Annotated in this window: 19 protein-coding genes and 2 pseudogenes; 7 read left to right on the forward strand and 14 right to left on the reverse strand. The window is 67.2% G+C overall.

Features of this window, described 5'->3' with window-relative positions; genetic code table 11:
* The first annotated feature begins 108 nt into the window (after window positions 1-108).
* The 4 genes and pseudogenes from JOE48_RS24515 to JOE48_RS31270 all read left to right on the forward strand — a co-directional run.
* Complete coding sequence (locus JOE48_RS24515) at window positions 109-492, forward strand: response regulator transcription factor (protein ID WP_210033606.1); 384 nt, start codon at window positions 109-111, stop codon at window positions 490-492.
* Window positions 489-1130, forward strand: a complete 642-nt coding sequence (locus JOE48_RS24520) for a chemotaxis protein CheX (RefSeq protein ID WP_210033608.1) — start codon at window positions 489-491, stop codon at window positions 1128-1130. Before JOE48_RS24515 ends, JOE48_RS24520 begins: the two co-directional genes overlap by 4 nt.
* A 71-nt stretch (window positions 1131-1201) precedes the next feature.
* Window positions 1202-2002: pseudogene (locus JOE48_RS31265) on the forward strand (PAS domain-containing protein); the annotation flags it as partial.
* 279 nt (window positions 2003-2281) lie between these two features.
* Window positions 2282-3577: pseudogene (locus JOE48_RS31270) on the forward strand (ATP-binding protein); the annotation flags it as partial.
* A gap of 517 nt (window positions 3578-4094) precedes the next feature.
* On the opposite strand, the gene JOE48_RS24530 reads toward JOE48_RS31270, so the two are convergent.
* The 6 genes from JOE48_RS24530 to JOE48_RS24555 all read right to left on the reverse strand — a co-directional run bounded on the left by JOE48_RS24530 (window position 4095) and on the right by JOE48_RS24555 (window position 11061).
* Window positions 4095-5504, reverse strand: coding sequence for an amidase family protein (locus JOE48_RS24530; protein WP_210033613.1), 1410 nt, complete (start codon window positions 5502-5504; stop codon window positions 4095-4097).
* 53 nt (window positions 5505-5557) lie between these two features.
* Window positions 5558-6259, reverse strand: coding sequence for a cyclase family protein (locus JOE48_RS24535; protein ID WP_210033615.1), 702 nt, complete (start codon window positions 6257-6259; stop codon window positions 5558-5560).
* An 81-nt stretch (window positions 6260-6340) separates the two neighbouring features.
* Window positions 6341-7078, reverse strand: coding sequence for an ABC transporter ATP-binding protein (locus tag JOE48_RS24540; protein WP_210033617.1), 738 nt, complete (start codon window positions 7076-7078; stop codon window positions 6341-6343).
* Window positions 7078-8859, reverse strand: a complete 1782-nt coding sequence (locus JOE48_RS24545; RefSeq protein ID WP_210033620.1) for an ABC transporter permease subunit — start codon at window positions 8857-8859, stop codon at window positions 7078-7080. Before JOE48_RS24545 ends, JOE48_RS24540 begins: the two co-directional genes overlap by 1 nt.
* Complete coding sequence (locus JOE48_RS24550; protein WP_210033621.1) at window positions 8856-9731, reverse strand: branched-chain amino acid ABC transporter permease; 876 nt, start codon at window positions 9729-9731, stop codon at window positions 8856-8858. Before JOE48_RS24550 ends, JOE48_RS24545 begins: the two co-directional genes overlap by 4 nt.
* Before the next feature lie 136 nt (window positions 9732-9867).
* Window positions 9868-11061, reverse strand: coding sequence for an ABC transporter substrate-binding protein (locus tag JOE48_RS24555; protein ID WP_210033622.1), 1194 nt, complete (start codon window positions 11059-11061; stop codon window positions 9868-9870).
* 304 nt (window positions 11062-11365) lie between these two features.
* On the opposite strand from JOE48_RS24555, the gene JOE48_RS24560 reads away from it, so the two are divergent.
* Entirely contained in the window at window positions 11366-12328 is a 963-nt protein-coding gene (locus JOE48_RS24560) for a LysR family transcriptional regulator (RefSeq protein ID WP_210033623.1), read from the forward strand.
* 606 nt (window positions 12329-12934) lie between these two features.
* On the opposite strand, the gene JOE48_RS24565 is transcribed toward JOE48_RS24560, so the two are convergent.
* From JOE48_RS24565 to oxlT, 4 genes are all read right to left on the reverse strand, one after another.
* Window positions 12935-13840 carry an EamA family transporter gene (locus JOE48_RS24565; protein ID WP_312893365.1) on the reverse strand — a complete coding sequence of 302 codons (906 nt, stop codon included), beginning with the start codon at window positions 13838-13840 and terminating at the stop codon, window positions 12935-12937.
* Window positions 13841-13995: 155 nt separating this feature from the next.
* Window positions 13996-15786: a peptide ABC transporter substrate-binding protein gene (locus tag JOE48_RS24570; protein WP_210033624.1), complete on the reverse strand. Its 1791-nt coding sequence runs from the start codon at window positions 15784-15786 to the stop codon at window positions 13996-13998.
* 40 nt (window positions 15787-15826) lie between these two features.
* Window positions 15827-16945: a branched-chain amino acid ABC transporter substrate-binding protein gene (locus JOE48_RS24575; RefSeq protein WP_210033625.1), complete on the reverse strand. Its 1119-nt coding sequence runs from the start codon at window positions 16943-16945 to the stop codon at window positions 15827-15829.
* Window positions 16946-17264: 319 nt separating this feature from the next.
* Complete coding sequence (gene oxlT, locus JOE48_RS24580; protein ID WP_210033626.1) at window positions 17265-18536, reverse strand: oxalate/formate MFS antiporter; 1272 nt, start codon at window positions 18534-18536, stop codon at window positions 17265-17267.
* A gap of 138 nt (window positions 18537-18674) precedes the next feature.
* Between oxlT and JOE48_RS24585 the strand changes: the two genes are divergently transcribed.
* Window positions 18675-19475 carry a DUF1194 domain-containing protein gene (locus JOE48_RS24585; protein ID WP_210033628.1) on the forward strand — a complete coding sequence of 267 codons (801 nt, stop codon included), beginning with the start codon at window positions 18675-18677 and terminating at the stop codon, window positions 19473-19475.
* 689 nt (window positions 19476-20164) lie between these two features.
* On the opposite strand, the gene JOE48_RS24590 is transcribed toward JOE48_RS24585, so the two are convergent.
* Both JOE48_RS24590 and JOE48_RS24595 read right to left on the reverse strand, forming a co-directional pair.
* On the reverse strand, window positions 20165-21742 hold the full coding sequence (locus JOE48_RS24590) for an ABC transporter substrate-binding protein (RefSeq protein WP_210036031.1): 1578 nt from the start codon (window positions 21740-21742) through the stop codon (window positions 20165-20167).
* Between the two features lie 457 nt (window positions 21743-22199).
* A complete protein-coding gene (locus JOE48_RS24595; RefSeq protein WP_312893366.1) occupies window positions 22200-22730 on the reverse strand; it encodes a LysR substrate-binding domain-containing protein in 531 nt (176 codons plus the stop codon).
* Between JOE48_RS24595 and JOE48_RS24600 the strand changes: the two genes are divergently transcribed.
* Window positions 22698-22847, forward strand: a complete 150-nt coding sequence (locus tag JOE48_RS24600) for a hypothetical protein (RefSeq protein WP_210036142.1) — start codon at window positions 22698-22700, stop codon at window positions 22845-22847. The two genes, JOE48_RS24595 and JOE48_RS24600, sit on opposite strands and share 33 nt — an antisense overlap.
* Window positions 22848-23013: 166 nt before the next feature.
* Here the strand turns inward: JOE48_RS24600 and JOE48_RS24605 are convergent, their stop codons facing one another.
* Complete coding sequence (locus JOE48_RS24605) at window positions 23014-24852, reverse strand: hypothetical protein (protein ID WP_210033639.1); 1839 nt, start codon at window positions 24850-24852, stop codon at window positions 23014-23016.
* Window positions 24853-24938: 86 nt separating this feature from the next.
* The gene (locus JOE48_RS24610) at window positions 24939-25763 is read right to left on the reverse strand and encodes an alpha/beta hydrolase (RefSeq protein WP_210033641.1); all 825 of its coding nucleotides are present in this window, start codon (window positions 25761-25763) and stop codon (window positions 24939-24941) included.
* Window positions 25764-25769 lie beyond the last annotated feature (6 nt).

A 25769-nucleotide genomic window follows, 5' to 3' on the forward strand; every position in this document is an offset into this window, starting at 1 on the left:
GGCGTCTCTGACACTTACGGCTTTGCCCAGCGACGACCCAAGCGCATAAAGGATCTTCCCGCCACGCATCCGAGCGTATCGCGCGCAATCCAACCAGCATCGCTCTCCATGCCGACCAGCGTCCTCATCGTCGACGACAGCAAGCTCGCGCGCCTCGTGGTCGCCAAGCTCCTGCGCCAGCTCAGGCCGGACTGGGAGGTGGTGGAGGCGGCCAACGCCGACCTGGCGATGTCCGTCATGGGGGACCGTCCGGTCGACGTGGCGCTCCTCGACTTCAACATGCCCGGAAAGGACGGCCTCGAACTCGCCGCGGACCTGCGCGCGGCGAAACCCAACATGCCCATCGCCGTCGTTTCGGCCAACATCCAGGACGAGATCATCGCGCGCGCCCGCAGCGTCGACGCCACCTTCCTTGCGAAGCCGCTCACCGAGGAGGCGCTCGCCGGGTTCCTGTCGGGTGCCGCGCTCAGGCTGCGCAGGGCGGCGTCGTGACGTCAGCCACAGTCGATCTCACCGAACTGCAGCGCGACGCCTTCACCGAGCTCGTCAACATCGGCGTCAGCAAGGCCGCCGCCAGCCTACGCAAGATGATCGGCGTTCAGGTGCTGCTGTCGGTGCCGGCCGTGGAGATCGTGTCCCGGGCCGAGGCCGCGCGCATGATCGGGGAGCGGGAGGCGTCCGAGCTCGTCGTCATTCAGCAGGATTTCACCGGCGCCTTCGCCGGCCGCGCCCTCCTGATCTTCCCGCAGGAAAACGGGCGCGAGCTCGTCAGGGCAGTGGCCGGCGAGGAGCTGTCCGCGGACGAGGTGGCGGAGCTGGAGGACGAGGCGCTCACCGAGACCGGAAACGTCATCCTGAACGGCTGCCTCGCGACGATGGCCAACCTGCTGCAGCGGACCCTGACGATGTCGCTGCCGGAGGTCATGAGGGGCGACGGTCCGCGGATCTTCCGGCCGGTCGGCGAAGAGGGAGCCGATTCTCTGGTTCTGTTCCTGTACATCAACTTCGCGGTGCGCGAGCGCGACATCCGAGGGTACATCGCCATGCTGATGGACCTGCCGTCGCTGGAAAGCCTGAAGGTCCTGATCGATGAGTTCGTCGAACGGGCCATCGGTGAGACCGAGTCGTGACCCATCCGACCGACGACGAGGTTCGCGGGCCGGGACGTAAGTCAGCTTCCCTGAGCGGAGCGGCGGAGGAGATGCGCGGCGCAGCGGGGCCATTCATCGCCGCATTCGAACGCACCCCCCAGCCGATGGTCGTGACCGATCCGCGCCTCCCCGATAACCCCATCGTCTTCGCCAATCCTGCCTTCCTCGCCTTGACCGGCTACGCGGCCGGCGAGGTGCTCGGGCGCAACTGCCGGTTCCTCCAGGGCCCCGATACCGACCCTGCCGCCCTGGCCCAGGTCCGGGGCGCGATGGCCGGTCGGAAGGAGGTGAAGGTTCAACTCCTCAACTACCGCAAGGACGGCTCGACATTCTGGAACGAGCTCTACCTCAGCCCGGTCTTCGATGAGGCCGGCGAACTCTTGAACTTTTTCGCCTCTCAGGTCGACGTCACGCTCGCGCGTCAGGGACAGGTCGCGGCGGAACGTCAGGCCGGCATCGAGCGGCGCCTCGCCGACGCCCAGCGGCAATTGAAGATCACCCTCACGGCCGCGGGGGTCGCAGGGACCTGGGATTGGGACATCCCGGGCAAGCGGCTCCACGTCGACGACCGCTTCGCGCTCCTCAACGGCATCGAGCAGGACGTCGGCGCAGTCGGCGTGCCCACCGGCGCCTTCTTCAATCGCGTCCACCCACAGGACCGGACGCGTGTGCGACTGGCTGTTAGCGGCATCCTGAACGGCGCCGAGATATTCGACCGAGAATATCGTCTGCAGGCGTCGGATGGCGCGATCCGTTGGGTCCATGCCCGGGGCCGCTGCGCATACGGCGCGGACGGCAGCCCGTTGCGCTTCACCGGGGTCCTGGTCGAGATCACCGAGCAGAAGCGCGTCGAGGAGCGGCTGCGCATCGCTCAGACCGCCGGCCGGATCGGCACTTTCGAGTACGTACCGGGCTTTGCCACCGTCGCGGTGTCGCCCCAGTTCTGCAGCCTGCTCGGCATCGTACCGGCCGAGACCTTGGCGGTAAGCGCGGTGAACGCCCTCGTCTGCGAGGGCGGCCCCTTGCTCGACCCGAGCTTGGGGGTGTCCGGTGAGCTTCTCTATGCGGAAATGTACGTCCGGATGGCGGACACCGGTGAGATGCGCTGGCTCGCCAGGCGCGGCGAGGCTGTGCGCGACGACGCCTCGGCGGAGATGCGTCACGTCGGCGTGGTCTACGACGTCACGGCCACCAAGGCGTCCGAGGTCGCCCTACGCGAGATGAACGATACGCTGGAGGCCCGCGTCCGCGAGGCCATCGCGGAACGCGAGCAGGCCGAGGAGCAGCTGCGCCAATCCCAGAAGATGGAGGCCGTCGGGCAACTCACCGGCGGCATTGCGCACGATTTCAACAACCTGCTCACCGGCATCGTTGGATCGCTCGACCTGATGCAGACCCGCATCAACGAGGGGCGGACCGAGAACCTGACCCGATACGCCGGCCTCGCCATGGCCTCGGCACAGCGTGCAGCGGCGCTCACCCATCGCCTGCTGGCGTTCTCGCGCCAGCAGCCGCTGGAGGCGAAGGCCGTGGACGTGAACCGGCTGGTGGGCTCGATGGACGACCTGCTGCGCCGCACGCTGGGCGAGCGCGTCCGCTTGGAAGTGGTCGTGGCGGGTGGCCTTTGGCTGACGCTGTGCGACCCGAACCAGTTGGAGAACGCCATACTCAACCTCGCCATCAACGCGCGCGACGCGATGCCGGATGGAGGGCGGCTCATCATCGAGACGGCCAATTCATTCCTGGACGACGCCTACGTTGCTCGCGAGGTCGGGGTGCGGGCTGGGCAGTATGTCTGCGTCTGCGTCACCGACACCGGCAGCGGGATGCCGCCGGAGGTTATTGCGCGAGCGTTTGACCCTTTCTTCACGACGAAGCCCATTGGCCAGGGCACCGGGCTTGGCCTGAGCATGATCTACGGCTTCGCCAAGCAGTCCGAGGGCAACGTCAAGATCTATTCCGAGACCGGCAAGGGCACCTCGGTGAAGCTCTACCTCCCCCGCTATTACGGCGCGGTGGAGGAACCCGGCGCGACCGGGCGCGAGACGCCGCGTGCTGAACATGGCGAGACGGTCCTCGTGGTCGAGGATGACGATACCGTGCGCACGCTGGTCGTCGAGGTCCTGGGCGAACTCGGCTACGCCACGCGGGAGGCGCCCGACGGTCCGTCTGGCCTGCGCATCCTGCAGTCGGACGTACGGATCGACCTCCTCGTCACGGACGTCGGGCTGCCCGGCCTGAACGGGCGCCAGCTCGCCGATCAGGCCCGCATCGGCCGGCCCGGTCTCAAGGTGCTGTTCATGACCGGCTACGCGGAGAACGCCGCCTTCGGGGCTGGCCATCTCGAACCGGGTATGCAGATGATCACCAAGCCCTTCCCGGTGGAGGTATTGGCCAGCAAGATCCGCTCGATCATAGAAGCTTGATCGTCAGTCTGTGCACGGGGCGAGTAGCACAGGAGCTAAATGCTAAGGGGCCATGACATGCTGATGTCATGCGGCCGCTTTCAGGTCTGCTTCGCCTTCCAAGCGGACCTCCGAATCCGCCAGGCATAAGATCCGCAGCGAGCCGCATTGAGACGAGGGCGGCCCGGGCCGCAGCAAAGGTCTGCTTCTTCGTCTTGAACGCCGGACGCGGTCGGACCGGTTTCGGCCAGACTACGTCACGCCGGATCGCCGGCGCGCGCAGAACCGGACGTTCGGCTTTTCGCCCATTTCGGCCATTCGTCGGCCATTGCCGGCATCTTCATAGCGGACATTGCCACGAAGCGAATCACGGATCCCACTTGCGCCACGACCGGATTTTCGGTTTTGGCCGAATTGAGATCAACCCTGGCCGCGAGGAATTAACTTTTCCCGGTCCGAACGAGCAACAGCAACGCCGCTCAAAACAATTGCGCCGGAGCCGGAGCCTATCTCCGGGCATTGCCACCGGAGCCCCTCGTCACTGTCTTGTAAACGGCCGAAGATTATAGTCCCGCGGCCTCGTTCGCTCGATCGCCGCAGCCGCCCGCACCACGTCGAACTCGCCGAGGTTGGGGCCCACGACCTGGATGCCGACGGGCATCCCGTCCGAGGCAATCCCCGCGCAAACTGATGCTGCGGGCTGCCCAGTGAGGTTGAAGGGATAAGTGTAGAAGGCCCACGAGACGAGGCTGCGATCTTCCAGCCCGTCTGGAATGTTCCGCCCTGCTTCCAAGGACGAGATAGGCAGTGTTGGCGACAGAAGGACATCGTAGTTGGTAAAGAAGCTGACCATCCGATCTCGCAGCGCATAGCGCGCGAATACGGTTTCGTAATAGCTGCGCATCTCCTGTGCGAGTGCGGCGTCGAGCACGTCGGCCACGGCCGGGTCCAGGAGATCGCGGCGGGATTCGAGGACACCGCGCAGCCGTGTGCCGATGCCGGCGTAGAACTCAGCGGTCCAAAGATCTGCCGGGTCGGACTCGAAGACGGCTTCGACCTCATCCACGATCGCGCCCTGGTCCGCCAGCGCCATCGCCGCGGCACCGGCGATGGCGGCGACTTCGGGGGTTGGCCGCGCGTAGCCGAGGGTCGCACTCCAGGCGACCCGTAGACCGGCCACGGAAGCCTTGGCCGCGCCGAGAAGGTCGGGCACGGGCCCGGCCACCGCGAACGGATCGCGCGGGTCGTGGCCGGCAACCGCACTCGTCAGCAGGGCGGCATCGGCCACGTTGCGCGCGAGAGAGCCGACATGGGCCAGGGTGGGCGTCGCAGAGGTCGGCCAGACCGGCACGCGTCCGAACTGCGCCTTGAGCCCGACGAGGCCGGTGAGCGCGGCTGGGATGCGCAGGGAGCCGCCGCCGTCGGTGCCTAGTGCGAAGGGCGTAATTCCGGCCGCCACCGATGCGGCCGCCCCGGCGCTCGATCCACCCGGCGTCTTCGTTAGGTCCCAGGGATGCCGGGTTATGCCGGTGAGCGGCGAGTCGCCCACGGGCTTGGCTCCGAATTCGCTCGTCGTAGTCTTGCCGATGATGATCGCGCCTGCCGCGCGGAGTCTTTCGACCGAAGGGGCGTCGGCCGCGGCGATGTTCCCCGCCATGGCGCGCGAGCCGGAGGCGTACGGTGCGTTCGCGACGGCGATCAAGTCCTTCACCGAGACTGGCAGCCCGTGGAGGAGCCCGAGCGGGGCGCCGCGCATCACCGCCTCTTCGGCGCGCTTGGCCGCGGCACGGGCCTCTTCCGGCATCAGGTGGCAGAAGGCGTTCAGCGTGCTTTGGCTGGCCTCCGCCCGTGTGAGGGCTCGCTCCGTGAGTTCCACCGGCGACACCGCGCGGGTCGCAATGAGGCGTCTCAGCTCAAGCGCGGTCATGAAGTTGAGGTCGTTCGACATCGCTTCGCTCCCCGCAGTCGAGATGCGGCGCCCCACAGGGCGCCGCAGGCGCATCAGTCGTTGACGATGGCGAAGGCGCGGACCGGCGAGCCGGAGCCGCCCTTGAACTTCAGCGGGACGCCGAAGAACTGCACCTCACCCTTCCCCAGAAGCTCGTCCAGGTTCACCAGCCACTCCCAATGGCTCATGCCGAGATCGCGGCAGAGGCGGTGCTGGGCGAAGATGTTGTCGCTCGGCTTATCGGTCGAGGGACCTTCGACCCCCTGCATCTTCGAGCCGCGCTCATACAGCCACTTCGTCGCTTCAGCTGTGAGCAGCGGGTTCTTCCACACCGAGTCGAGGCTCGGATAGTTGCGGGCGTGGAAGCCGGTGCAGAGCAGGACGATGTGACCGTCAATCTTCACGCCGCTTTTGGCCTCGGCCGCCTCCATGTCGGCGACAGTGATGTCACCGAGGTCTGGGATATGGCGCAGGTCGAAGCAGACGGCCTTGCCCATGAACATCTCCAGCGGCATCTCGTCGACGGGCTGGCCGTTCGGGTTCACGTGCAGGAACGCGTCCACGTGGGTGCCGACGTGATCGAGCATCGCGATGAAGTTGGTCTGGAAGGTCATCGCGTCGCCGGGGACGCCGAGTCCGAGGGCTGCCGAGCTCTCGTGGCTGAGATGAGTGGTGAGCACCGGCCGCTGGAAGAGCTTGTGGGCCGGCATGTTGTCTTCAATCAGGAGGCTTAGATCGACGACGCGCTGGGGCATGGCGGGTCCTTACAAGTCGTAGGGGATCGTTCGCGGAATCGACGGATGCCGCGTCGGATCGGGTTTTCGAAGATGCCGCGCTCAGGCGGCTTTCTTCTTGCCGAGAAAGGTCTCCATGACCTCCGGATCGCGGGCGAGAAGCCCGCTCGGGCCGTCCCGCACCACGCGCCCCTGCGCCACCACGTAGGCATGGTCGGCGATGGCGAGCGCGTAGGATGCGAGTTGCTCGACGAGAAGAATGGTGAGGCCCTGGCGGTTGAGGTCGCGCAAGACGCCGATCAGTTGTTCGACGATCCGCGGCGCGAGGCCGAGGGAGAGTTCGTCGATGACGAGGAGGTCGGGCTCGGCCATCAGGCCGCGGGCGATGGCGAGCATCTGCTGCTCGCCGCCCGACATGCTGCCGGCGGGCTGACGCAACCGCTCGCGCAGGCGTGGAAAGAGGGCCAATGCTCGCTCGAGCGTCTGCTTCGCCCGCGCGGTCCTGAGGCCGCCGTGGGTGTAGGCACCGAGGATCAGGTTGTCCTCGACGGTCTGGTCCGGGAAGATCAGGCGTCCCTCGGGAACCATGGCGAGACCGCGCGCGACCTTGGCATGGGCGGGTAGCCGCGTGACCTCCTCGCCCTTGAACAGGACGCGACCTCCGCTCGGTCGCACGAGCCCGGTGAGGCCGCGCATGAGCGAGGTCTTCCCAGCCCCGTTGTTGCCGATCACGGCGACCAGCTGGCCGCGCCGTACGGTCAGGCTTGCACCGCGGAGGGCTGTTGCCGCGCCGTAGCGGACTTCCAAGTTCTCGACCACGAGCAGGGGCTCGTCGACCATCAGGCTGCCTCCTCATCGAGGATGGCGGACGGGCCGCCGAAATAGGCTTCGATGACCCGCGGATCGGACTGCACCGCCTCCGGACGGTCGCTCGCGATGATCTGTCCGTAGTCGAGTACCGTCACGGTGTCGGCGACCGCCATGATGAGGTCGACGTGATGCTCGATCAGGAGCACCGAGACGCCGAGACCCGCGATCTTCCGGATCATGCCTTCCAGTTCGTCGATCTCCTGGGTGGTCAGGCCGGCGGCGGGTTCGTCGAGGAGCAGCAGGCGCGGCCGCGTTGCGAGAGCTCGGGCGATCTCGAGCCGGCGCTGGTGACCGAAGGGCAGGAAGCGCGCCTGCTCGTTGGCCGCCTCGCTCAAGCCCACGAAGTCGAGCAGGCCGATCGCGGCCGCGCGGCAGGCGGCCTCCTCGCGGCGGAAGCGGGGCGTCCGCAGGATCGCGCCCGGGAGGCCGTAGCCGTGATGGCTGAAGCCGCCCACCAAGACGTTCTCAAGCACCGTCATCTGCCCGAAGAGCTCGGTGTTCTGGAACGTGCGGGCGAGACCGAGGCGAGCGATGCCGTGAACCTTGCGACCGGCGAGATCAGTACCGTCGAGTTGCACGCCTCCCTCGCTCGGCCGGTAGAAGCCCGAGATCGTGTTGACGAAGGTCGACTTGCCGGCCCCGTTCGGACCGATCAGGGCGTGGATCTCGCCCGGGGCGACTCGGATGCTCGCGGCGCTCAGCGCCGTGAGGCCGCCGAAGCGAACGGTGAGGCCGGCGGTCTCGAGGCTCGCGGGCTCGCGGCCCGCCAGGGTCTCGGCGGCGGCGATCCCCTCGGCCGGATCGACGCCGCGGGGGCCGGGGCGCAGGCGGGCGTAGAGCTGGCCCAGTGTGCCGAGGATGCCGCCCGGCAGGCCGAACATCACGGCCAGGAGCAGGGCGCCATAGGCGAACTTCTGCCACTCGGCGAAGCGCTGCAGCACCTCCGGCAGGTAGGTGAGGATGAAGGCCCCGAGCACCGGCCCGAAGGTCGAGGCCGCTCCCCCCAGGATCACCATCAGCAGGAAGCGGACGGAATCGGAGAAGGTGAAGATGTCGGGCGAGATGTAGGCGTTGAGGAAGGCGTAGAAGCTGCCGGCGATCCCCGCCGTGACCGCCGCGACCGCGAAGGCGAGCGTGCGGATCCCGGTCGCGCCGATGCCGAGGCTGCGTGCGGCCGTCTCGCTCTGGGCGACCGCCAGCATGGCGCGGCCGTAGCCCGAGTGCTTCAGGTTGTGCGTCGCCAGCGTGGCGAGGAGGAGCGTGACCGCGAGCACCGCGTAGAACGCGTAGCCGGAGAGCGGATACCCGAAAAGGTTCGGGGCCGGGATGCCGGTGAGCCCCGTGGTGCCGCCGGTGAGGCTCTGCCACTCGATGGCGACGTTCTCGACGATGAGGCCGAACGCGATCGTCACCACCGCGAGATAGACGCCCCGCACCCGCACGCTCGGATAGGCGAGCGCCGCGCCGAAGAGGCCGGCGACCAGAGCGGCGCCGACGCTCGCAAGGACGAGGTCGAGGCCGAACCGGATCGCCAGGATCGCGCCGGTATAGGCGCCGAGCGCGAACAGACCCGCCTGGCCCAGAGAGACGAGGCCGGTGAGACCGACGAGGACGTTCAGGCCGACCGCGATCACGCCGTAGATCAGGAACAGCATGAACAGGCGCAGTTCGTACTCGTTGCCGGAGGTGAGCGGGACGGCGACGAGGATGGCCGCGAGCAGCGCGAAGCCGAGGAGGTGGAGCGTCTTCATACCTTGAAGATCTCCCGGCGGCCGAACAGGCCCTGAGGGAAGGCGAGGAGCACGAGGATCATCGCGCTGAAACCGATGATCTCGCGGGCCGCAGTCGAGATGTAGCCCTCGACGAACTTCTCCATGATGCCGAAGGCGAGGCCGGCCAAGACGACACCGGGTCCGCTGGTGATGCCGCCGATGATCGCGACCGCGAAGCCCTTGAGTCCGAGCAGCACGCCCATGCTGGCCGAGGCCTGGATCACGGGCGCGACGAGCACGCCCGCACCCGCACCCAACAGGGCGGCGAGACCGAAGGAGAACATCACGATCCGATCGACGTCGATGCCCATCAGGGCCGCCGCCTGCCGGTTGTGGGCCACCGCCTGCATCGCGCGCCCGACGAGGGTGTGCCGCTGCATCACGTGGAGCGCGATCATCACCAGCACTGCGACTGCCGGAATGACGAGTTCCTGCGGATAGACGCCCGCGCCGAAGATCGAGATCGCCCTGGCGACCCCGGGCGAGGGCAGCGGGCGGGAGAAGCCGCCGAACTGCATGGTGGCGAGCGACTCCGCCATGATGCCGACCGCGATCGTGGTCAGCATCCAGCCGATCGAGGCGTTCGCGCCGATGAAGGGCCGCACCGCGAAACGCTCCAGCACGACGCCGAACAGGGCCCCAGCCAGGATCGCCAGCAGGCAGGCGAGCGGCTGCGGCAGGCCGGCATCGACGCCCATCACCGCGAGCACGGCGCCGATCATCAGGGTGTCGCCGTGGGCGAAGTTCACGGCCTTGGCGGCCGACCACATGATGTGGAAGCCGAGCGCGACCAGGGCATAGATGCCTCCGATCGCGAGGCCCGAGAGGATGTATTGCAGGGCGGTCGTCATGGCTGCCGCGGAGGCTCCCGATGCGAGGCGGACGGGTCGTTCAGCGGTGTCGGGGCGGTCCGGCCCGGTGAGGGGGGATCCGGACGAACCGCCCCGGCCCTTCCCGCTGGGGAAGGAGCGAGAGGCGCGCGCGCCTTCAGTTCGTCTTGCCGTACGGGGTCTGCGCGATCGGCAGCAGCTTGCCGTCGGACCAGACGGTCAGCTTGTAGTAGCTCGGCAGGATCGCGTCCTGGCGCTCGGGATCGGAGGCGTCGAAGGCCGGGTCGTACTTGGCGACGAGGCCGTCGTACTTGACTTGGTAGAGGGCCTCGCGGACCTTCTTCCAATCGTAGGCGCCGGCCTTCTCGATCGCCTGCGCCACGATGTGGACGGCATCGTAGGCGTTGGCGATCCCGGAGCCCATCTTGATCTGCGACGGGTCCTTCAGGCCGTACTTCGCCTGGATCTTCTGCCAGAGCGCCTGCCCCTTGGGATCGAGATCGCCCATGAAGCTGTAGGTCTGCACGACCTCGACGCCGTTGGCGAGCGGGCCGGCAAGCTCGCCGAGATTACCGGCGATGCCCCAGGCGCCGATGATCGTGGGCTTGTAGCCGACCTTGTCCATCGAGCGGACAAGCTGGTTGCCTTCGCGGTCGAGAGCCCAGAACAGCGCCACGTCGGCACCGGAATCCCGAGCCCGGATCGCCTGGGCGGTCATGTCCTGGTCGTTCCAGTTGAAGGTTTCGGTAGCGACCAGATCCTTGCCGGCCTTGGCTATTGCCGCCTTGACGTCCGGAACGGCACCGTTACCCCAGCCTGTGTTCTCGTAGAAGAATGCGATCTTGCCGGTCTTGGAGACCTTGGCGGCCTGCTCGACCAGGAACCGTGCGACCCATTTGTCCTTGGCCGAGACCCGGAACATGTAGTTCGGGTTGCGTCCATTCTCGATCGCTTGCGTGTTTGCGGCGAGCACGCCGACGAAAGGAATACCGATGGCGTGCACCGGTTCCACTTGCGCCACGGAAACGGTGGAGTGGTATCCACCCAGGATGACCACGCACTTGTCGGCCAGCGCGATGCGCCGGGTATTGTCGACGCCGCGCGGCGGCGCGCCGGCATCGTCGTACTGGACGAAGCGCAGCGGCTTGCCGAGCACGCCACCCTTCGCGTTGATCTCGTCGATGGCGATCTCGGCTCCCATCTTGATCGCCTGCCCGCCAAACGCCGCCGGCCCCGTGATCGCCGCGGAGTTGCCGATGCAGGGCTCCTGCTCCGCGAGTGCGGTGCCGGGAACCGCCAGAGCCAAGGGCGCAGCCAGGAAGAGGCCGCGCAAGTACTTGTGCGCATCCATGGGATGGTCTCCGATTTCCTGATGGCGGCGCCGGTTGCTGCCCGATGCTCGTTCAGCCGCCTCGAAGCTACGCAACGAATACAGACGACATCAAAGACCAATTTCCAATATGAGCTATTGGAAATACCTATCAGTGCGGATCATAGGCGACCGAGGTTTTGCCGCCTTGCAGTCAACCACCCGTAGCAATTAGCTTTTTTTCGATGCGGTGCACATAGCTTGCGCATATTGCTCGGCGTTAGAGCAGTTTGACATCGTGGTGCAGCTTCGCGGATCCTCGAGGCGAATCTTCACCAGGATCGCCATGGATCTCCGCCAGCTTCGCTACTTCGCGCAGATCGCCGAGAGCGGGAACGTTTCGCGCGCCGCCGAGGTGCTGCGAATCGCCCAGCCTTCGCTCAGCCAGCAGCTGCGCAACCTCGAAGACGAGCTGGGCGTCGAATTGCTGTTCCGCCACGCGCGCGGGGTGACACCGACCGAGCTCGGACTGAAATTCTACGACCATGCGCGACGCATCCTGCAGGAGGTCGAGCGTGCGAAGGAGGTCGTGCGCTCTCAGGCGACAAGCCCGAGCGGGCGCATCTCGGTCGGGTTGCCAACCTCGGCCTGCCGGGGCCTGTCGCTGCCGCTGTACCGGGCGATCTCCGAGGCACTGCCTAACATCAGCCTGCACATCGTAGAAGCGATGAGCGGCACGCTCGACGAGTGGATCCAGTCAGGGCGCCTCGACGTCGCCCTGCTCTACGACCACAAGGCGTTCGAGCACGTGGCCTGGACCGAGATGATGGTCGAAGAGCTCATGTTCATCGTGCCAGCGGCTCATCCGCTCGCCTCCCGCCGCGAGATTTCGTTCCGGCAGGTCTTCAACCAAGCGCTCCCGGTTGTACTCCCGGGCCGACCGAACGTGTTGCGCACCGTCATCGAACAGCTCGCGGCTCGCCATGATGTTACGCCGACGGCAACGGACTGCGAGAGCCTGCCCGCGATCGCGGAGCTCGTGCGCGCTCAGGCCTTCGCGACCGTCATGCCGCATTTCGCATTGGCTACGGAAATCGAGAGCGGCGAGATGGTCGCGATACCGATCGCCGATCCGACGCCATCCTGGAGGCTCTCGGTGGTGGTGTCCCAACGAACCCTGAACGCACGCGGCAGCGAGGCCGTTGCCGAAGTCCTAGCGGGCGTCATCGGCGATCTCGTCGAGCGGTCCGTCTGGCGCGCTCGCCTCAAGCCGTCGGAGCGTCTGGCCCCTTTGCGCGCTCGCGCTTGAGTGACGCTGCTTGTTTCAGCCAACCGTTGCGCACCGTAAGACAGACCTGGCGCTTAGCGATCCTGAGCTTGGCTTGGCATTTTACGGTCATCCGAAGCTCCGCTGCGCCACGTTGAGCGGTCCTTCGTATTCGTTCCAGCCCTTGATCGTTCAGAGTCTCCTGGAAGCCTTCACCTAAGCCGCCGGACGTCCGCTTATCGATAACCCGAGTCTCGAAGCGGACAGCCCGCGATCGGCCGATCTGCGTCACGCTGAAGTGCCCTTGCGCGCAAAACCGGCCGTTCGGCTTCGCGCCCATTCCGGTCGTGCAAGTGACCGCAGTGCCATCCCAGGAACGGACACACTGCGTCGAGCCAGCCCGGGTCGTCGGCCCGCTGCCGGGCGCCCGGCATCACATCCCCTAAGCCAAGCCGCACAGGACCAAGGACCTTACCCCGCCGTCCGTTCCTGGTGGCTCGCCAGTCCAAAATTGGTCATGCGACTTACCGCCAGATCCGGTCGACCGCTTCGGACGCACTGCAGCCAGATACGATCTCGCCGCGCGAGCTGTGACGGCGGCGCAAACGAATCGGGAAGCGATTGCGTGCGCCTTCCATCATGAACTGCTCAAGAGGCGGCTTGATCGACCTGCATAGGTGACCGCTCGGCGAGCGCCAACGCGGTCGCCGCGAGCATGATCCCCATCCCCGATGCCTCCGCCCATCCGAAAGGCTCGTGTGCGTAGAGGACGCCGATCGCGACCGCGATCACCGGGCTGACGAAGGCGTACAGGCCGGCGTGGAACGCGCCCCAGTCCCGCACCAGCCAGAGGAAGATCGAGAAGGCGATCAGCGAGCCGCCGATCACCATTACGCCGAGGCAGACGAGCACCCGCCCATCCCAGAAGGCGGCGAAGCGACCCGGATCGTAGCCCTCGAGGAGCAAAGAGACCGGCACGAGGCCGATTGCGCCGATGAGCGTCTCCCAGAAGGCGAGAACCAGGGGGGGCATCGTCTGCGTCAAGGGCCGGCTGATCACGGAGCCCCAGGCGTAGCAGGCCGTGCCGACCGCTACCGACAAGAGGGCAAGCACCGCCGTGGCACCGTCTTGCGCGGCCCCGGCGCGGCCTGAGAACAGGAGCACGAGCCCGACGACACCGAGTCCGATCGCGCCGACCCGACGCGCGCTGAGGCGCTCCTGGCCGTAGAGGAAACCGATGAACGCCAGGAAGATCGGCATCAGCGACAGATTGACGATCGCCGACAACCCGCTCGGAGCATGTGCGACACCCCAGAACACGAAGCTGTAGCATCCGGTCGTGATGAGGAGCGAGGCGGCGACGATCCGGCCGAACGCCGGGATGCGCAGTGGCAGGCGCCGTACGCGTACGATGACGAGGAACAGGACGCCGGAGAGGAGGAAGCGCGCCGTCGCGAGGAGGATCGGCGGCACGGTCTGCACAGCGATCTTCGTCGGCAACCACGTCACCCCCCAGATCAGCGCCATAACGCCGAAAGCTACAAGGCGGCTCACGCCGGATCGCTTCCGACACTCATGCGCAACTCATCGCCGGCGACTCATGACAGATGGCGGTGCAATCCCGATGCCGTGGAGCGAGGACGGGCCGCGCTCGGGATCGCGATCAGGAGGCGTCGCAGGATGTAGGCGCCCATGGCCCGCGCTCCCGCTCAGGCCTCCCGGTACCAGTCGGGCAGGAACGACAGGTCGTTGTCCCAGCCGCTCTGCGGGGCGACGAGCTTGGCGCCAGCGGCCGAGACCTTCGCCCGGTGGATCAGCGGCAGCACGTTCTCGGAGACCGCGAGGTCGTTGCAGGTGATCAGCAGAGCCGCCCGCTTGACCGGGTCGAGCTCGCTCTGGGCGGCGTTGTAGGCTTTGTCGTAGGCGTCGTTGCGCCAGCGCACGACGTTGCGGCCCTGCCACTTGTTGGCCTGCGCCGCGACTTCCCACGAGACATACTGGAGCAGCCAGATCGCCGGATCGGCTTGGGTCATGTTGTTGGTATACATCTCCATGTCGGCGTAGAAATGTGGGTAGGTGTCGGGGTTGGCCGGATCGGAGGAGAAGAACACCGAGCCGGTCACCGATTTCAGCTCGATCTCGATGCCGGCCTTCGCGGCCGCCTGCTTGATGATCGCCTGGGTCTTCTGGCGCGGGGCGTTGATCGAGGTCTGGAACAGCAGCTTGAGCTTCCTGCCGTCCTTGGCGCGGATGCCGTCGGAGCCCTTCTTCCAGCCGGCCTCGTCGAGGAGCGCGTTGGCCTTGGCCGGGTCGAAGGCGAAGCGCGTGTTCTGCGAGACGAAGCGCTCCGGGCCGTTGACCGTGTTGGCGGTGGGCTTGCCGGTGCGGCCGTAGATGTAGGTCTGGATCGACTTGCGGTCGACCAGGAGGTTCATCGCCTGGCACACCTTCGGGTCGGAGAAGGCGGGGTGCTTGGTGGTGATCGAGGCGCGCTCGCCGTCGACCTCGACGTTCGGGTCGGTGGCGTTGAGCAGCAGGAACTCAAGGTTCCCGCCGTAGACCACGTCGACCCGGCCCTTGCCGTCCGTCTCCAGGCGCTTCAGCACCTCGTCCTCGACTTGGAGGTTCCAGGCGTAGTCGTACTCGCCGGTCTGGAGCACGGCCCGGGCGGCCGAGACCGCGTCGCCGCCGCCTTTCATCTCGACCGTGTCGAAATACGGCCGGTTCGGCAGGTGGTACTCGGGATTGCGCTCGCCGCGGACGATGTCGCCGGGCCGGAACTCCACGAACCGGTACGGGCCGGTGCCCACGGGGGCGAGGTTCTGCGGCGCGTCCCGGGACTTGGCGCCGCTGTAGGGTCCGAACAGGTGCTTCGGCAGCACCATCCCGACGACGCCCACGAAGGCGTCGCACCAGTAGGGCGTCGGCTTGTCGAACAGCACCCGGACGCTGAGGTCGTCGATCTTCTCGACCTTGCAATCCTTGTAGGAGCCGATCGTCACCGCCGCGGAGGCGGGGTCGCGGGCGTACGCCCAGGTGAACACGAGGTCGTCGGCGGTGAGCGGCTTGCCGTCGTGCCACGTCACGCCGGGCTTGAGCGTCCAGACCACCGAGCGGCCGTCGGCGGCGAGCGCCCCGTTCTCCTTCGACGGGATCGTGGCGGCCAGCACCGGCACGAGGTTGCCGTCCGGATCCCAGGCGGCGAGCGGCTCGTAGAAGATCCGCGAGGCTTCCTGATCCTTGGTGCCGATGGCGAAATGGGGGTTGATCAGCGTCGGCGCCTGCCACCAGAGGAGTCGCAGGAGGCCGCCACCGCCGGCCTTGGCCGGCGTGTAGCCGGCCCGGGTATCGGCCGCCATCGCAACCCCGTTCCCGGCCAGCATCAGACCGGCCATGGGCGCGGTGAGGCCGACAGCCACCATCCGCTGCACGAAGGCGCGCCGCGACAGGCGGCCGTCCTTCACCCGCCCGATGAGTCCGCGCAGATCCCGCTCGTCCATGCGTGCATCCTCCGCGCTCGCAGCACAGTGCCCAGTGTGATCATTGCGTCAATTCGTGCCCCGTGTAGTCGATCCGGCCGTCGGTACCTTTGGTCCACGCGTACATGACGTAGTCGGGCCGGGTGATGTCGCCCTTCTTGTCGTAGGCGATCTCGCCGATCACCGTCTGCGTCGGCTTGCCTTGGTGCAGCCAGTCGGCGAGCTTCTTGCCGTCGCTGGAGCCGGTCTCAGCCATCGCCTTCGCGAGCACCTGCACGGCCGCGTAGGAGTAGAGCGTGTAGGCCTCGGGATCGATGCCCTTGGCCTTGAACGCGGCGACCGCCGCCTTGGCGTTCGGGTTCTTGCGGGCATCCGGCGAGAAGGTCATCAGCGTGCCCGCCGCGCCCGGCCCGGCGATCTGGACGAACTCTTTGTCAGTGATGCCGTCACCGCTCATCATCGGCGCCGTAAGGCCCTGGTCGCGCATCTGCCGGATGATCAGACCGGCCTCGGTGTGCAGGCCGCCAAAGTAGACGGCGCCTATGTCGGCCGATTTCAGCTTGGAGACGAGCGCCGAGTAGTCCTTCTCGCCTGCGTTGATGCCCTCGAACATCACGTCCTTGCCGCCCTTGGCCTTGAGCGCCTTCAGGGTCTCGTCGGCGAGGCCCTTGCCATAGGGGGTCTTGTCGTGGACGAAGGCGATCTTCTTGCCCTTGAAGTGATCGGCCAGGTAGGTGCCGGCCACCGCGCCCTGCTGGTCGTCGCGGCCGCAGGTGCGGAACGTGTTCCACAGGCCGCGCTCGGTGAACTTCACGTTCGTCGAGGCCGGGGTGACCTGGATGATGCCGGCGTCGAGATAGACGTCGGAGGCCGGGATCGACACGCCTGAGTTGAAGTGGCCGACCACCATCTTCACGCCGTCGCTGGCGAACTTGTTGGCGACCGAGACGCCCTGCTTGGGATCGCCGGCATCGTCACCGATGACGGCGACGAGCTTCTGGCCATTGATCCCGCCGGCCTTGTTAATGTCATCGACCGCCTGACTGGCGCCGTTCTTGATCTGGGCGCCGAACGCCGCGTTGGGTCCGGTAATCGCACCGACGATGCCGATCTTGACCTGAGCCTGCGCTGAGCCGGCCATCAGGAGGCCGAGGATACCGGCCAGTATAGAAGCGCGCATCTCGATCCCCCCACGTATCGCCCTCGGGCGTCACCCGTGCCTGCCTGCAAGATCGCGGCCGAAAGGGACAAAGCTTCGATATCCGGAAGCCAGGGCCATCTCCCTCCCGCGCACGACACCGTCGCCCGCTCATCCCGGGAGGATGCACCCTCGCAACCCTACGGCAGCCATTGCACACGCGCTCCTGTCCGGGCGGTCTTCGCGGGGCGGCACCGGCTGACACCACCACGAGCAACCCGGCCGTTGACGGCATTGCTGGCCGGGGATGTGACGCGCCCGCGCAGCGTGGTTCGCGACGCGCGACGGCCAGGGTCCGGCATCAGGCCGTCGCGGCCCCCGGGATGATTGGTGGCGTTCGACGTGCGCCCACCCAGTCCCGCCGCATGGGCCTTAAGATCATCAGGGCCAGGCCGGCAGTCAGCAAATCGAAGCCGATCGCGATGCTGAACACCGGCACCCAGTTGCCGGCCGCATCGTGGATCAGGGCTGCGATCGGGCCGCCGAGCAGAGCGCCCACGCCCTGCGCCATGTACAGAAAGCCGTAATTCGTCGTGGCGTACTTGGTGCCGAAGGTGTCGGTCAGGAGCGAGGGGAACAAGGAGAAGATCTCCCCCCAAGCGAAAAACACCACCCCGGACAGCAGAGCGAAGGCGTAAGCGTTCTGTCGGTAGTAAAGCAGCAGGCAGATCGCCAGCGCTTCTCCCGCAAAAGCCAGTGTCATCGTCAGTTCGCGGCCAATATGGTCGGAGACCCAGCCGAAGAAGGGCCGCGTCAGACCATTGGTCACCCGGTCGAAGGTCAGCGCGAACGGCAGAGCCGCAAAGCCGAACACCAGCGCATCCGCGACCCCGAACTCGCGCGCGAAGGCGGCGAAGTTGGCGGTGACCATGAGGCCGCCGGTCGACATCATCGTCATCATGGCGAACATCAGCCAGAACAGGGGCGTGCGCAGCATCGCGCCGGGCGCTGTATCGGCCGCCGCAATCGTCACGCGGGCAGCTTCGGAGGTCGGGATCTCGTCGGCGCGAGGCGCCCGCAGGCCCAATGCGGCCAGAATGCCGATACCGCCGAGGATGAGACCGAAATCGAACAGGGTCGTCCGGAAGCCGGCGGTCTGCATCATGTCGGAGATCGGGAACGTGGTGATCATCGCGCCCATGCCGTAGCCCGCCGCGACGAGGCCGGCGGCGAAGCCGCGCCGATCCGGGAACCAGCGCACCATCAACCCGACGATCCCGACGTAGACGATGCCAGTCCCCAAGCCACAGAACAGGCCGTAGGTGGCGTAGAGGCCGAGCAGCGACTGCGCGAAGGACGCAGCAACCCAACCCAGGCCGGACAGCGCTGCGCCCAGCGCAATCATCAGCTTGGGGCTGAAGCGGTCGATCAGGTAGCCCTGCACCGGTGAGAAGAAGGTCTGCAGGACGATCACCAGCGTGAACGTGACCTGCACGGCGGCGAGCGAGGCGTTCGTCACCCCCTGAAACGGCTTGGCGAACAGCGTCCAGACGTATTGTGGGCTTGAGATCGTCATCATGACGATCAGCCCGAGGCCGAGTTGCAACCAGCGGCGCCCACTAAGCGTGTCCATAATCCACTCCCTGTAGAGGAGGGCCCGCAAGATCCGTGCATCTCTCGGCCGCCGTGGCGTCACACGGTCCGAGCGCGACCGCATCGCCGTTGAGATGCGTGCGCACGCGCCCCATTGTGGACGCGTCGGAGAATTGTCATGCGCCTCGCCGCGATCGCCGCCACTCTCTGCGCTCTCATCATTCCGGCTCGACAGGCGCCGGCTCAGCCGGCGAGCACGGAGGTCGACGTCGCCCTCGTCCTCGCGGTCGACGTGTCGCTGTCGATGGATCTTGAGGAACAGCGGGTGCAGCGCGACGGCTATGTCGCGGCCTTCCGCTCCACGGCTGTCCAGGCGGCCATACGTCAGGGTCTCATCGGTCGCATCGCCGTGACCTACGTCGAGTGGGCCGGAATCGGAAGCCAGTCCGTGGTCGTGCCTTGGACGGTGATCGGCACGGCTGCCGAGGCCGACGGTTTCGCCGATCAGCTCACGCACGCGCTCCCGACCCGGGCCGTCTGGACCGCGATCGCGGCGGCTCTCGACTTCTCAATGGGGCTCCTGCGTGAGGCCCGGTTCGAGGCCACACGGCGCGTCATCGACGTCTCCGGCGACGGTCCGAACAATCAGGGTCGCGCGGTCACCCTGTCCCGGGACGACGCGGTCGCTGCCGGCGTCATCATCAACGGCCTGCCGCTGATGCTCAAGGCGCCGACGGGCCCCTACGACATACCCGACCTCGACCTGTACTATCGCGATTGCGTCATCGGCGGACCCGGTGCCTTCTTGGTGCCGGTGCGCGACAAGGCGGAGTTCGCCACCGCGATCCGCACCAAGATCGTGCGGGAGGTCGCCGATGCGGCGGGGCCTGCACCGCAGATCCTGCCGGTGCAGGCGTTCAGCCGCGCCCGCTGCGCGGCGACCGGACGTCGTAGCAGGTACGATCTCGATGATCCCTGAAAGAGCGCTCTACCCTGGCACCGCTGAGAAACCGTGCGCTCACCCCGGTCGAGGCTGAGCCCTCACGGGCCGTTGTGATCGGCGGGAGCAGGTACCGCTATCCTCAAGCTAGCGTGTGTGCACCGGCTCTGGTCAAAACTCCGCCGGCGACTTCAAGTCGGCCCGCCGGATAGGTCGTGGGCGCCATGGCGGAGCGCCGGGCGCGCCACCATCCGCAGCGTCATCCATCTGGTCGGCATCCTGCGTGACGAGGCGGTCAAGCGGAGGTCGACGCTCATCCGGTGCGGCTGCACCGTCGCCCTCGACACATTCGACTCCACGCCGATGGGGCTACTGCGCAACGTCCGACCGGATCGGCAACCTAACCTGCGCAGCCGCGAGGCAACCACGTTCGACCCGCCGGTACCGGCCAGGCAGTTCCGCGACCCGTTCGGCACCGTCGCCACCCGCATCATAGGCGGCAGCACGCCCGTTCTCCACCATATGACGGTCCCCCGGTCATACCGTGAGCCGCGGTACTGAGCGGCCTGAAACACGCACCGCACCCACGCGGCTACGGCACGGGAGCTAGTGGCTGACCCTGGGCAATTTCCGCGCCGGTTTCGGACCCACTCCAGTATTCAAGACCGGCCGACGACGCGCTGAGTTGGTGTGGTTTGAACGCTCAGTCGGCCGCAGCGAGATCTGGGTCAAGACCGCCGGATGTTTGTGAACAGCGGCAGGCCCACCTGCATACCGGCGAGATCAGCACGGTAGGCTGTCGGCTGGAGGTACGAACCCAAGGGTAGGAACGGCACATCCTCAAACGCCTGGGCTTGAATCTGCCGCGCAATCTCGAGCCGCCCGGCTTGGTCCGCGGCGTCTATCCAGGATTGGCGTTGATTCTCCAGCCGCTCGTCCGTGGGCCAGCCGTTCCAGGCCCTCAGCCCGGTGCCACGTAGCAGCAGGTGACCCGCTGGGTTCATCACGTCGTAGCCGCCCCAGAACGAGCCGAACACGCTCCAGCCGCCTTTGTCGATCGGCTGCTGGCTTGTGGAACGCTGCACCACGCTACCCCAGTCGGTGGAGACCTCGTCGACGTTCAGGCCGAGCTGACGCATCATCGCGACGCCGACGCTGCAGATCGCGCTGATGCGCGGAACGTCCGTCGCCGTCAGGAACACGACCCGCTCGCCCTTATAGCCGGCCGCGGCGATGTCGCGTTTGAGCTTGGCGACGTCGTGCTTACCGCTCAGCGCCTCCATGCCGGAATCATTGGCCATGGGCAGACCGGCGGGGCCAAACACGCCGACGCGGGTGTCTACGGCGGCGTTCTCGCCTGCGACCGCCTGCATGAATTCGGTCTGGTTGACGGCCCGCAGCACGGCGCGCCGGATCGCCGGGTTGTCGAAGGGCGGGTGGAGGAAATTGAAGCGCAGGACGCCGATGAGGCCCTTGTCTTCCACGACCTCGAGCTTGATCGCCCTGTTCGTGCGCAAGCTCGGCACGAGATCCATGAGCGGCTGCTCGACCCAGTCGACCTCGCCGGCCTGGAGAGCGGCGACCTGCGTGCCCGGGTCGGGGTTCGTCAGCCACTCGACGCGGTCGAAATGGGCGATGCGCGGCCCGGCGCAGAAGCTCGGCGCTCCGTCACTCCGCGGCACGTAGCCTTCGAAGCGGCGGTACACATTGCGCGCGCCCGGCACGCGCTCGTTCGCCACGAAGCGGAACGGACCCGAACCGACCATCTCAGTCAAACGGGTGGTGGGCGGTGTCGCAGCCAGCCGCTCCGGCATGATGGCGGCCATGAGGTTCGTTGGCTTGGCCAAGGCATTCGGTAGGAGCGGAAACGCGTGCTTCAGGCGAAATTCGACCGTCGTGTCGGATGGCGATGAGAGTTCGTCGGTGGCAGCCATCAGCGCCTGGCCGAAGGAGTCGGTGCTCGCCCACCGTCGGAGACTGGCGACGACATCCCGTCCGAGAACGGGGGTCCCGTCGTGGAACTTCAGCCCGTCGCGCAGGGTGAGCCGCACGCGCCGGCCACCATCCTCGACGCTCTCGCCCGCCACCATCTGCGGCCGAGGCACACCGGCGGCATCGAGGGCGTAGAGGGTGTCGAACACCATCATCACGTGGTTGCGGGTGACGAAGGCGCTGACCAACGGATCGAGCAGGGCAAGGTCAGCGTAGGGGATGAACTTGAGTGTTGTGGCGGCCTCTGCGCGCACGAGTCTCGGCGCGGCGATGAGGGATGCTGTGGCGCCAGCAAGAAAATCGCGTCGCCTCATCAAGCGCCTCCAATCCGACGGGTGGCAGTCGTCGTGCAGATGGCATGCCACGGAGGCTGACCAGCTGGACGGAGCAATCGACCAGGCGGATCTTAAGGCGATTGGCGTCCGATCCTGCCCCTCATCCCTTCAAAAGCTGCCGTTCCGCTCTCGGCCATCTGCCGCCACGAAGCGCATGCCCGAGCGTCTCTGATGGGCGGATATCTGCTGTTCCGCTTCCGGGCGCAGCACCGCGCGAAGCGGACGCCTACCGATTAACTGATATTCTCCGTAATCATAACAGATTTTCAAACATCAAGCAGCAAATAAACGGATGTTATTTTCGTGAACTTCATAATTCGATGGAGCTCAGAGGAACATGTCGCGCAACAACAGTCATCCCAAGGACGATAGACTCCGCCGGATCAGCAGTTTCAACCGGTCACGAGGTCGATTTTCGAACGGCGAGCTTCTCCTGTCACCCTTGATGCGAAATCCGACTCAACAACCGCTTGCAAAATTCTTCGGCCGCGACCGGCAACGTCCGGGCCGCCTTCTTGATCAGGCAAACCGGCCGCTTGGGTTGCGGGTCGTCGATGGGCCGCGATCGCAGTATCCGCTCGGCTCGCAACTCTCGCGCCGAGCCCGGCAGGATCGTCAGGCCGAGGCCGGCTCGCACCATACCCACTGCGGTCATCATGTATGTCGCCGCGCAGACAACGACCGGCAGCCGGCCCGCACCGATGAAAGCGAGGTCGACCACCGCCCTCACGCTCGTGGCGGGATCCATCAGGACCAGTGGGAAGCCAGAGAGCGCCTCGACCGTGACCTTCGGCATCGCGCCGATCGCGTGGCCGCGGGGATAGACGGCGTGCAGTGCATCGCTTGTCCGAGTTGACGGACGGTGCCGTCCTTTCACAGGGAACTTCGCGTGCGCCGGAACGTGGAATGCCCCTCCGGCATTCGACCTCCGATCATGGAGGTGACGATGACTGAGAAGAAGGGTCACGGCAGCGCGACGGCCAAGAAGGCGAACGCAAAGGCCAAAAAGGAAGGCAAGTCCAACCCGCGGACATCCTCATCGGCGCAGGCCGAGCTCGGGAAGAAGGGCGGCAAGAGCAAGTGAATACGGCCGGGCGAGCCAGCTGATCGCGCGATCCCGCCGCTGCAAACCCTCAGGCGAAGGTCGACTGCGCCTCGCCTGAGGCTCACCCGACAAGCGGATCGCCCACCTGTGAGGCTGAACGTGCCCTGATCGTGCGGAGCGGAACGCGCGCGGGGCCACCGCACGCTCACTCGCGTCGGATGCGCCAGACTCTGAGCGGCGACCCGCCCGGCATGCCGCCAACCGGCTCGAGCCAGTCCGGGATTGCCTGGCTGCCGCGGGCGAGGCCGGTCGCGAAGGGTTGCGGCTTGTCCGGCCCGCCCGGTTCGAGCGCGAGCGTGCACAGCACGAGGTAGTCGGCCCCCCGGTCCCGGGCCACTTCCCTCACGACCGCCTGCGAGCCCTCGAACGCCTCGATCGCGGCGCGCAGCCCGACAAGGTTGCGATGATACGGCGCGGCGACGATCGAATGCCCGGTCCTCAGGAGTATGGCCGGCCCCAGGTCGATCTCGCTCAGCACCAGCCCCGTCGGCAGCCGGCCGAGGGCGGCGAGGGCCGTCGGCTCGGTGCAGGTCGTCCAAGTCCCGGCGATCGCCGGTTGCGTGCCAGGGGCCGCCGCAATGCGCATCGGCACGTCGGCACCGATCGCCCAGACCTTGCCCATCATCGTCAGAGGCAGCGCCAGGACGAGCAGCCGCCGCAGGATGGTCGCGTTTTCCCGGACGATCAGCATGGCGCGATCGAGCGCGAGCGCGGCCATCAGCGGCACGAAGGCGCCCGCGACATACATGCCGCGCACCTGGACCAGCGCAACCAGCGTGCCCGGCCACATCACCGTCGCGACCGCGAGGAAGAACCGGCGCCGTTCCGGCTCGTGCACGCGGATTGCCATGACGGTGGCGTAAAGCGCGGCCGCGATCAGCGGCACGATGTTGGCCAGCGCCACGTCCGGCTCGCCGCGCAGGACCTGCAGGAACGAACGCATCTCGTCGACCCGCTCCAGCCAGGATGTGCGCACGCGCGCGTCCATGCCGGCAAACGGCCCGGCGAGGCAGGCCGGCGCGATCAGGACGAAACCGGCCGCCACGGCGGCCCCCACCAAAGCCGCGACGGTCGCACGCCCGTTCCGGTTCAGGCCGCGCCGGTCCGCCGCGAGGGCGGCGACGCCAGCGAGGGCGCCCCCGGCCGCGAGCAGAAGCCAGGGCGGCGAGAGCGCATCGCAGGCCGGGACGGTCCACAGGGCCGGCGCTGTCTGCGCGCCGAACAGCAGGACGCTCGCCGCGAACAGGCCGGCGCCGAAGCCTGTGAGCCGGCCGGACGCGCGGGCGCCGTGAAGCACCCAGTCCGCAACCACGAACAGGCCGGCGGCAGCGATGACCGGCAGCGTCTCGAGCCCGATCGCGAGCGACAGGCCGGCCACGAGGCCGGCGACGAGGCCGCGCCGAACAGGCCGGTCCGAACGCGCCAGGGCGAGGGCGACCGCCAGCACGGCGCAGAGCTGCGCGTTGTGGTGATCGATCCGGCCGAAGCGAAAGGTGTTCAGGAAGACGCCGGTCTGCGGCGCAATGAACAGCGTCAGCAAGGCCGGGCGCCACCCGAACAGCCGGCGCATGCCGAGAAAGGCCAGCGCGCCGTAGAGCACGAAGAGCATCAGCGGCCAGAGTGCGGCGGCGGCCGGCTCCGCGAGTTCGCGCCCGATCAGGGGCGTGAGCGCCAGGATGAGCGCCGCGAGCGGCAGATCGATCAGGCGGGACCAATGCGATGCGATGCCGGCCGGCGGCAGCATGCGGTGCTGCACGGGGTCGAACCAGCCCTGGCCGGCCAGCAGGTCGCGCACGCCGACGAGGCGCATCATGTCATCGGTATCGGGCAGGCGCAGCCCGTCGAAGACAGGGATCAGATTGCGCGGATCGTACAGGCCGAACAGCGCGACGAGGACCAGCATCCCGATCAGAAGCGGGCTCTCGAACGGCGAACGCCCCGCCTCCGCGCGGCGGACCGAGAGAGTTTCGACGAGGCTGGTCATGCGAGGATCCCGGACGCCCGGGGAGAGTGGCAGGACGCGCTTACCGCCGGGTGAAGCGGCCGTTCGGAGCGGATCAACCGACGCCGCTAAGGCCCGGCCCGTGCGGCATCGACGAAGCGGCAGATGTCTCTCGCGACCGAGCTGTGCAGGCTGAACGGAACGCTGAGGGCCTCCACCATGTCGGCGTGACCGAGTCCCGGGTAGATGCGCATCTGCGGCGTGCTCCCGGAGACCTGAAGCTTGTCCGCCAGCGCGACCGTTCCGGAGGGCTTCACGTCGCCATCCGCCGCCCCCGTGAGCAGCAGCATGGCCGGATGCGGCCCGGCGGCGTGGTTGATCGGCTGCAAGGCCTGATCGCTGCCCGCGAAGACCTGCCGGTCCTGCGGGTCGTTCAGCGCGGCAACCGCGTAGGGGCCCGACAGTCCAACGATGCCCGCCAGGGCCTCCGGGCTGGTCCCGGCCCGTTCCAGCCACGCCGCATCCAGTCCCAGCATCGCGGCGGCCCAGGCGCCGGAGGAATGACCCACGACCACGACCCGGCGGGGATCCCCCGTGAATTCGGCCGCGTGCGCGAGCGTCCAGGCGACGGCGGTGGCGTTGTCGTCCAGGATGTCCGGCAGGCCCGCCGCCGGGACATGCCGGTACTCCGGGATGACCGCGACGAAACCGCGTCGCGCGAAGGCGGCGCCGACATAGGCGACATCTTCCTTGGACCCGCTCCGCCAGCCGCCGCCGTAGAGGAACACTACGACCGGGTGCGGCCCGGGTCCGCTTGGCCGGTAGATGTCGGCCTGATGGGACTCCCCGGCGGCGTAGGCGCGCCCCTTGTCCACCTGCACCTCGAGAGGGGCAAGCAGGTTCAGGATCAGCAACGTCAGGTTGACGGCCGACTGCGCCATGAGGCTCAGCATCGGTCG

The organism is Methylobacterium sp. PvR107, from assembly GCF_017833295.1.
Classification (GTDB): domain Bacteria; phylum Pseudomonadota; class Alphaproteobacteria; order Rhizobiales; family Beijerinckiaceae; genus Methylobacterium.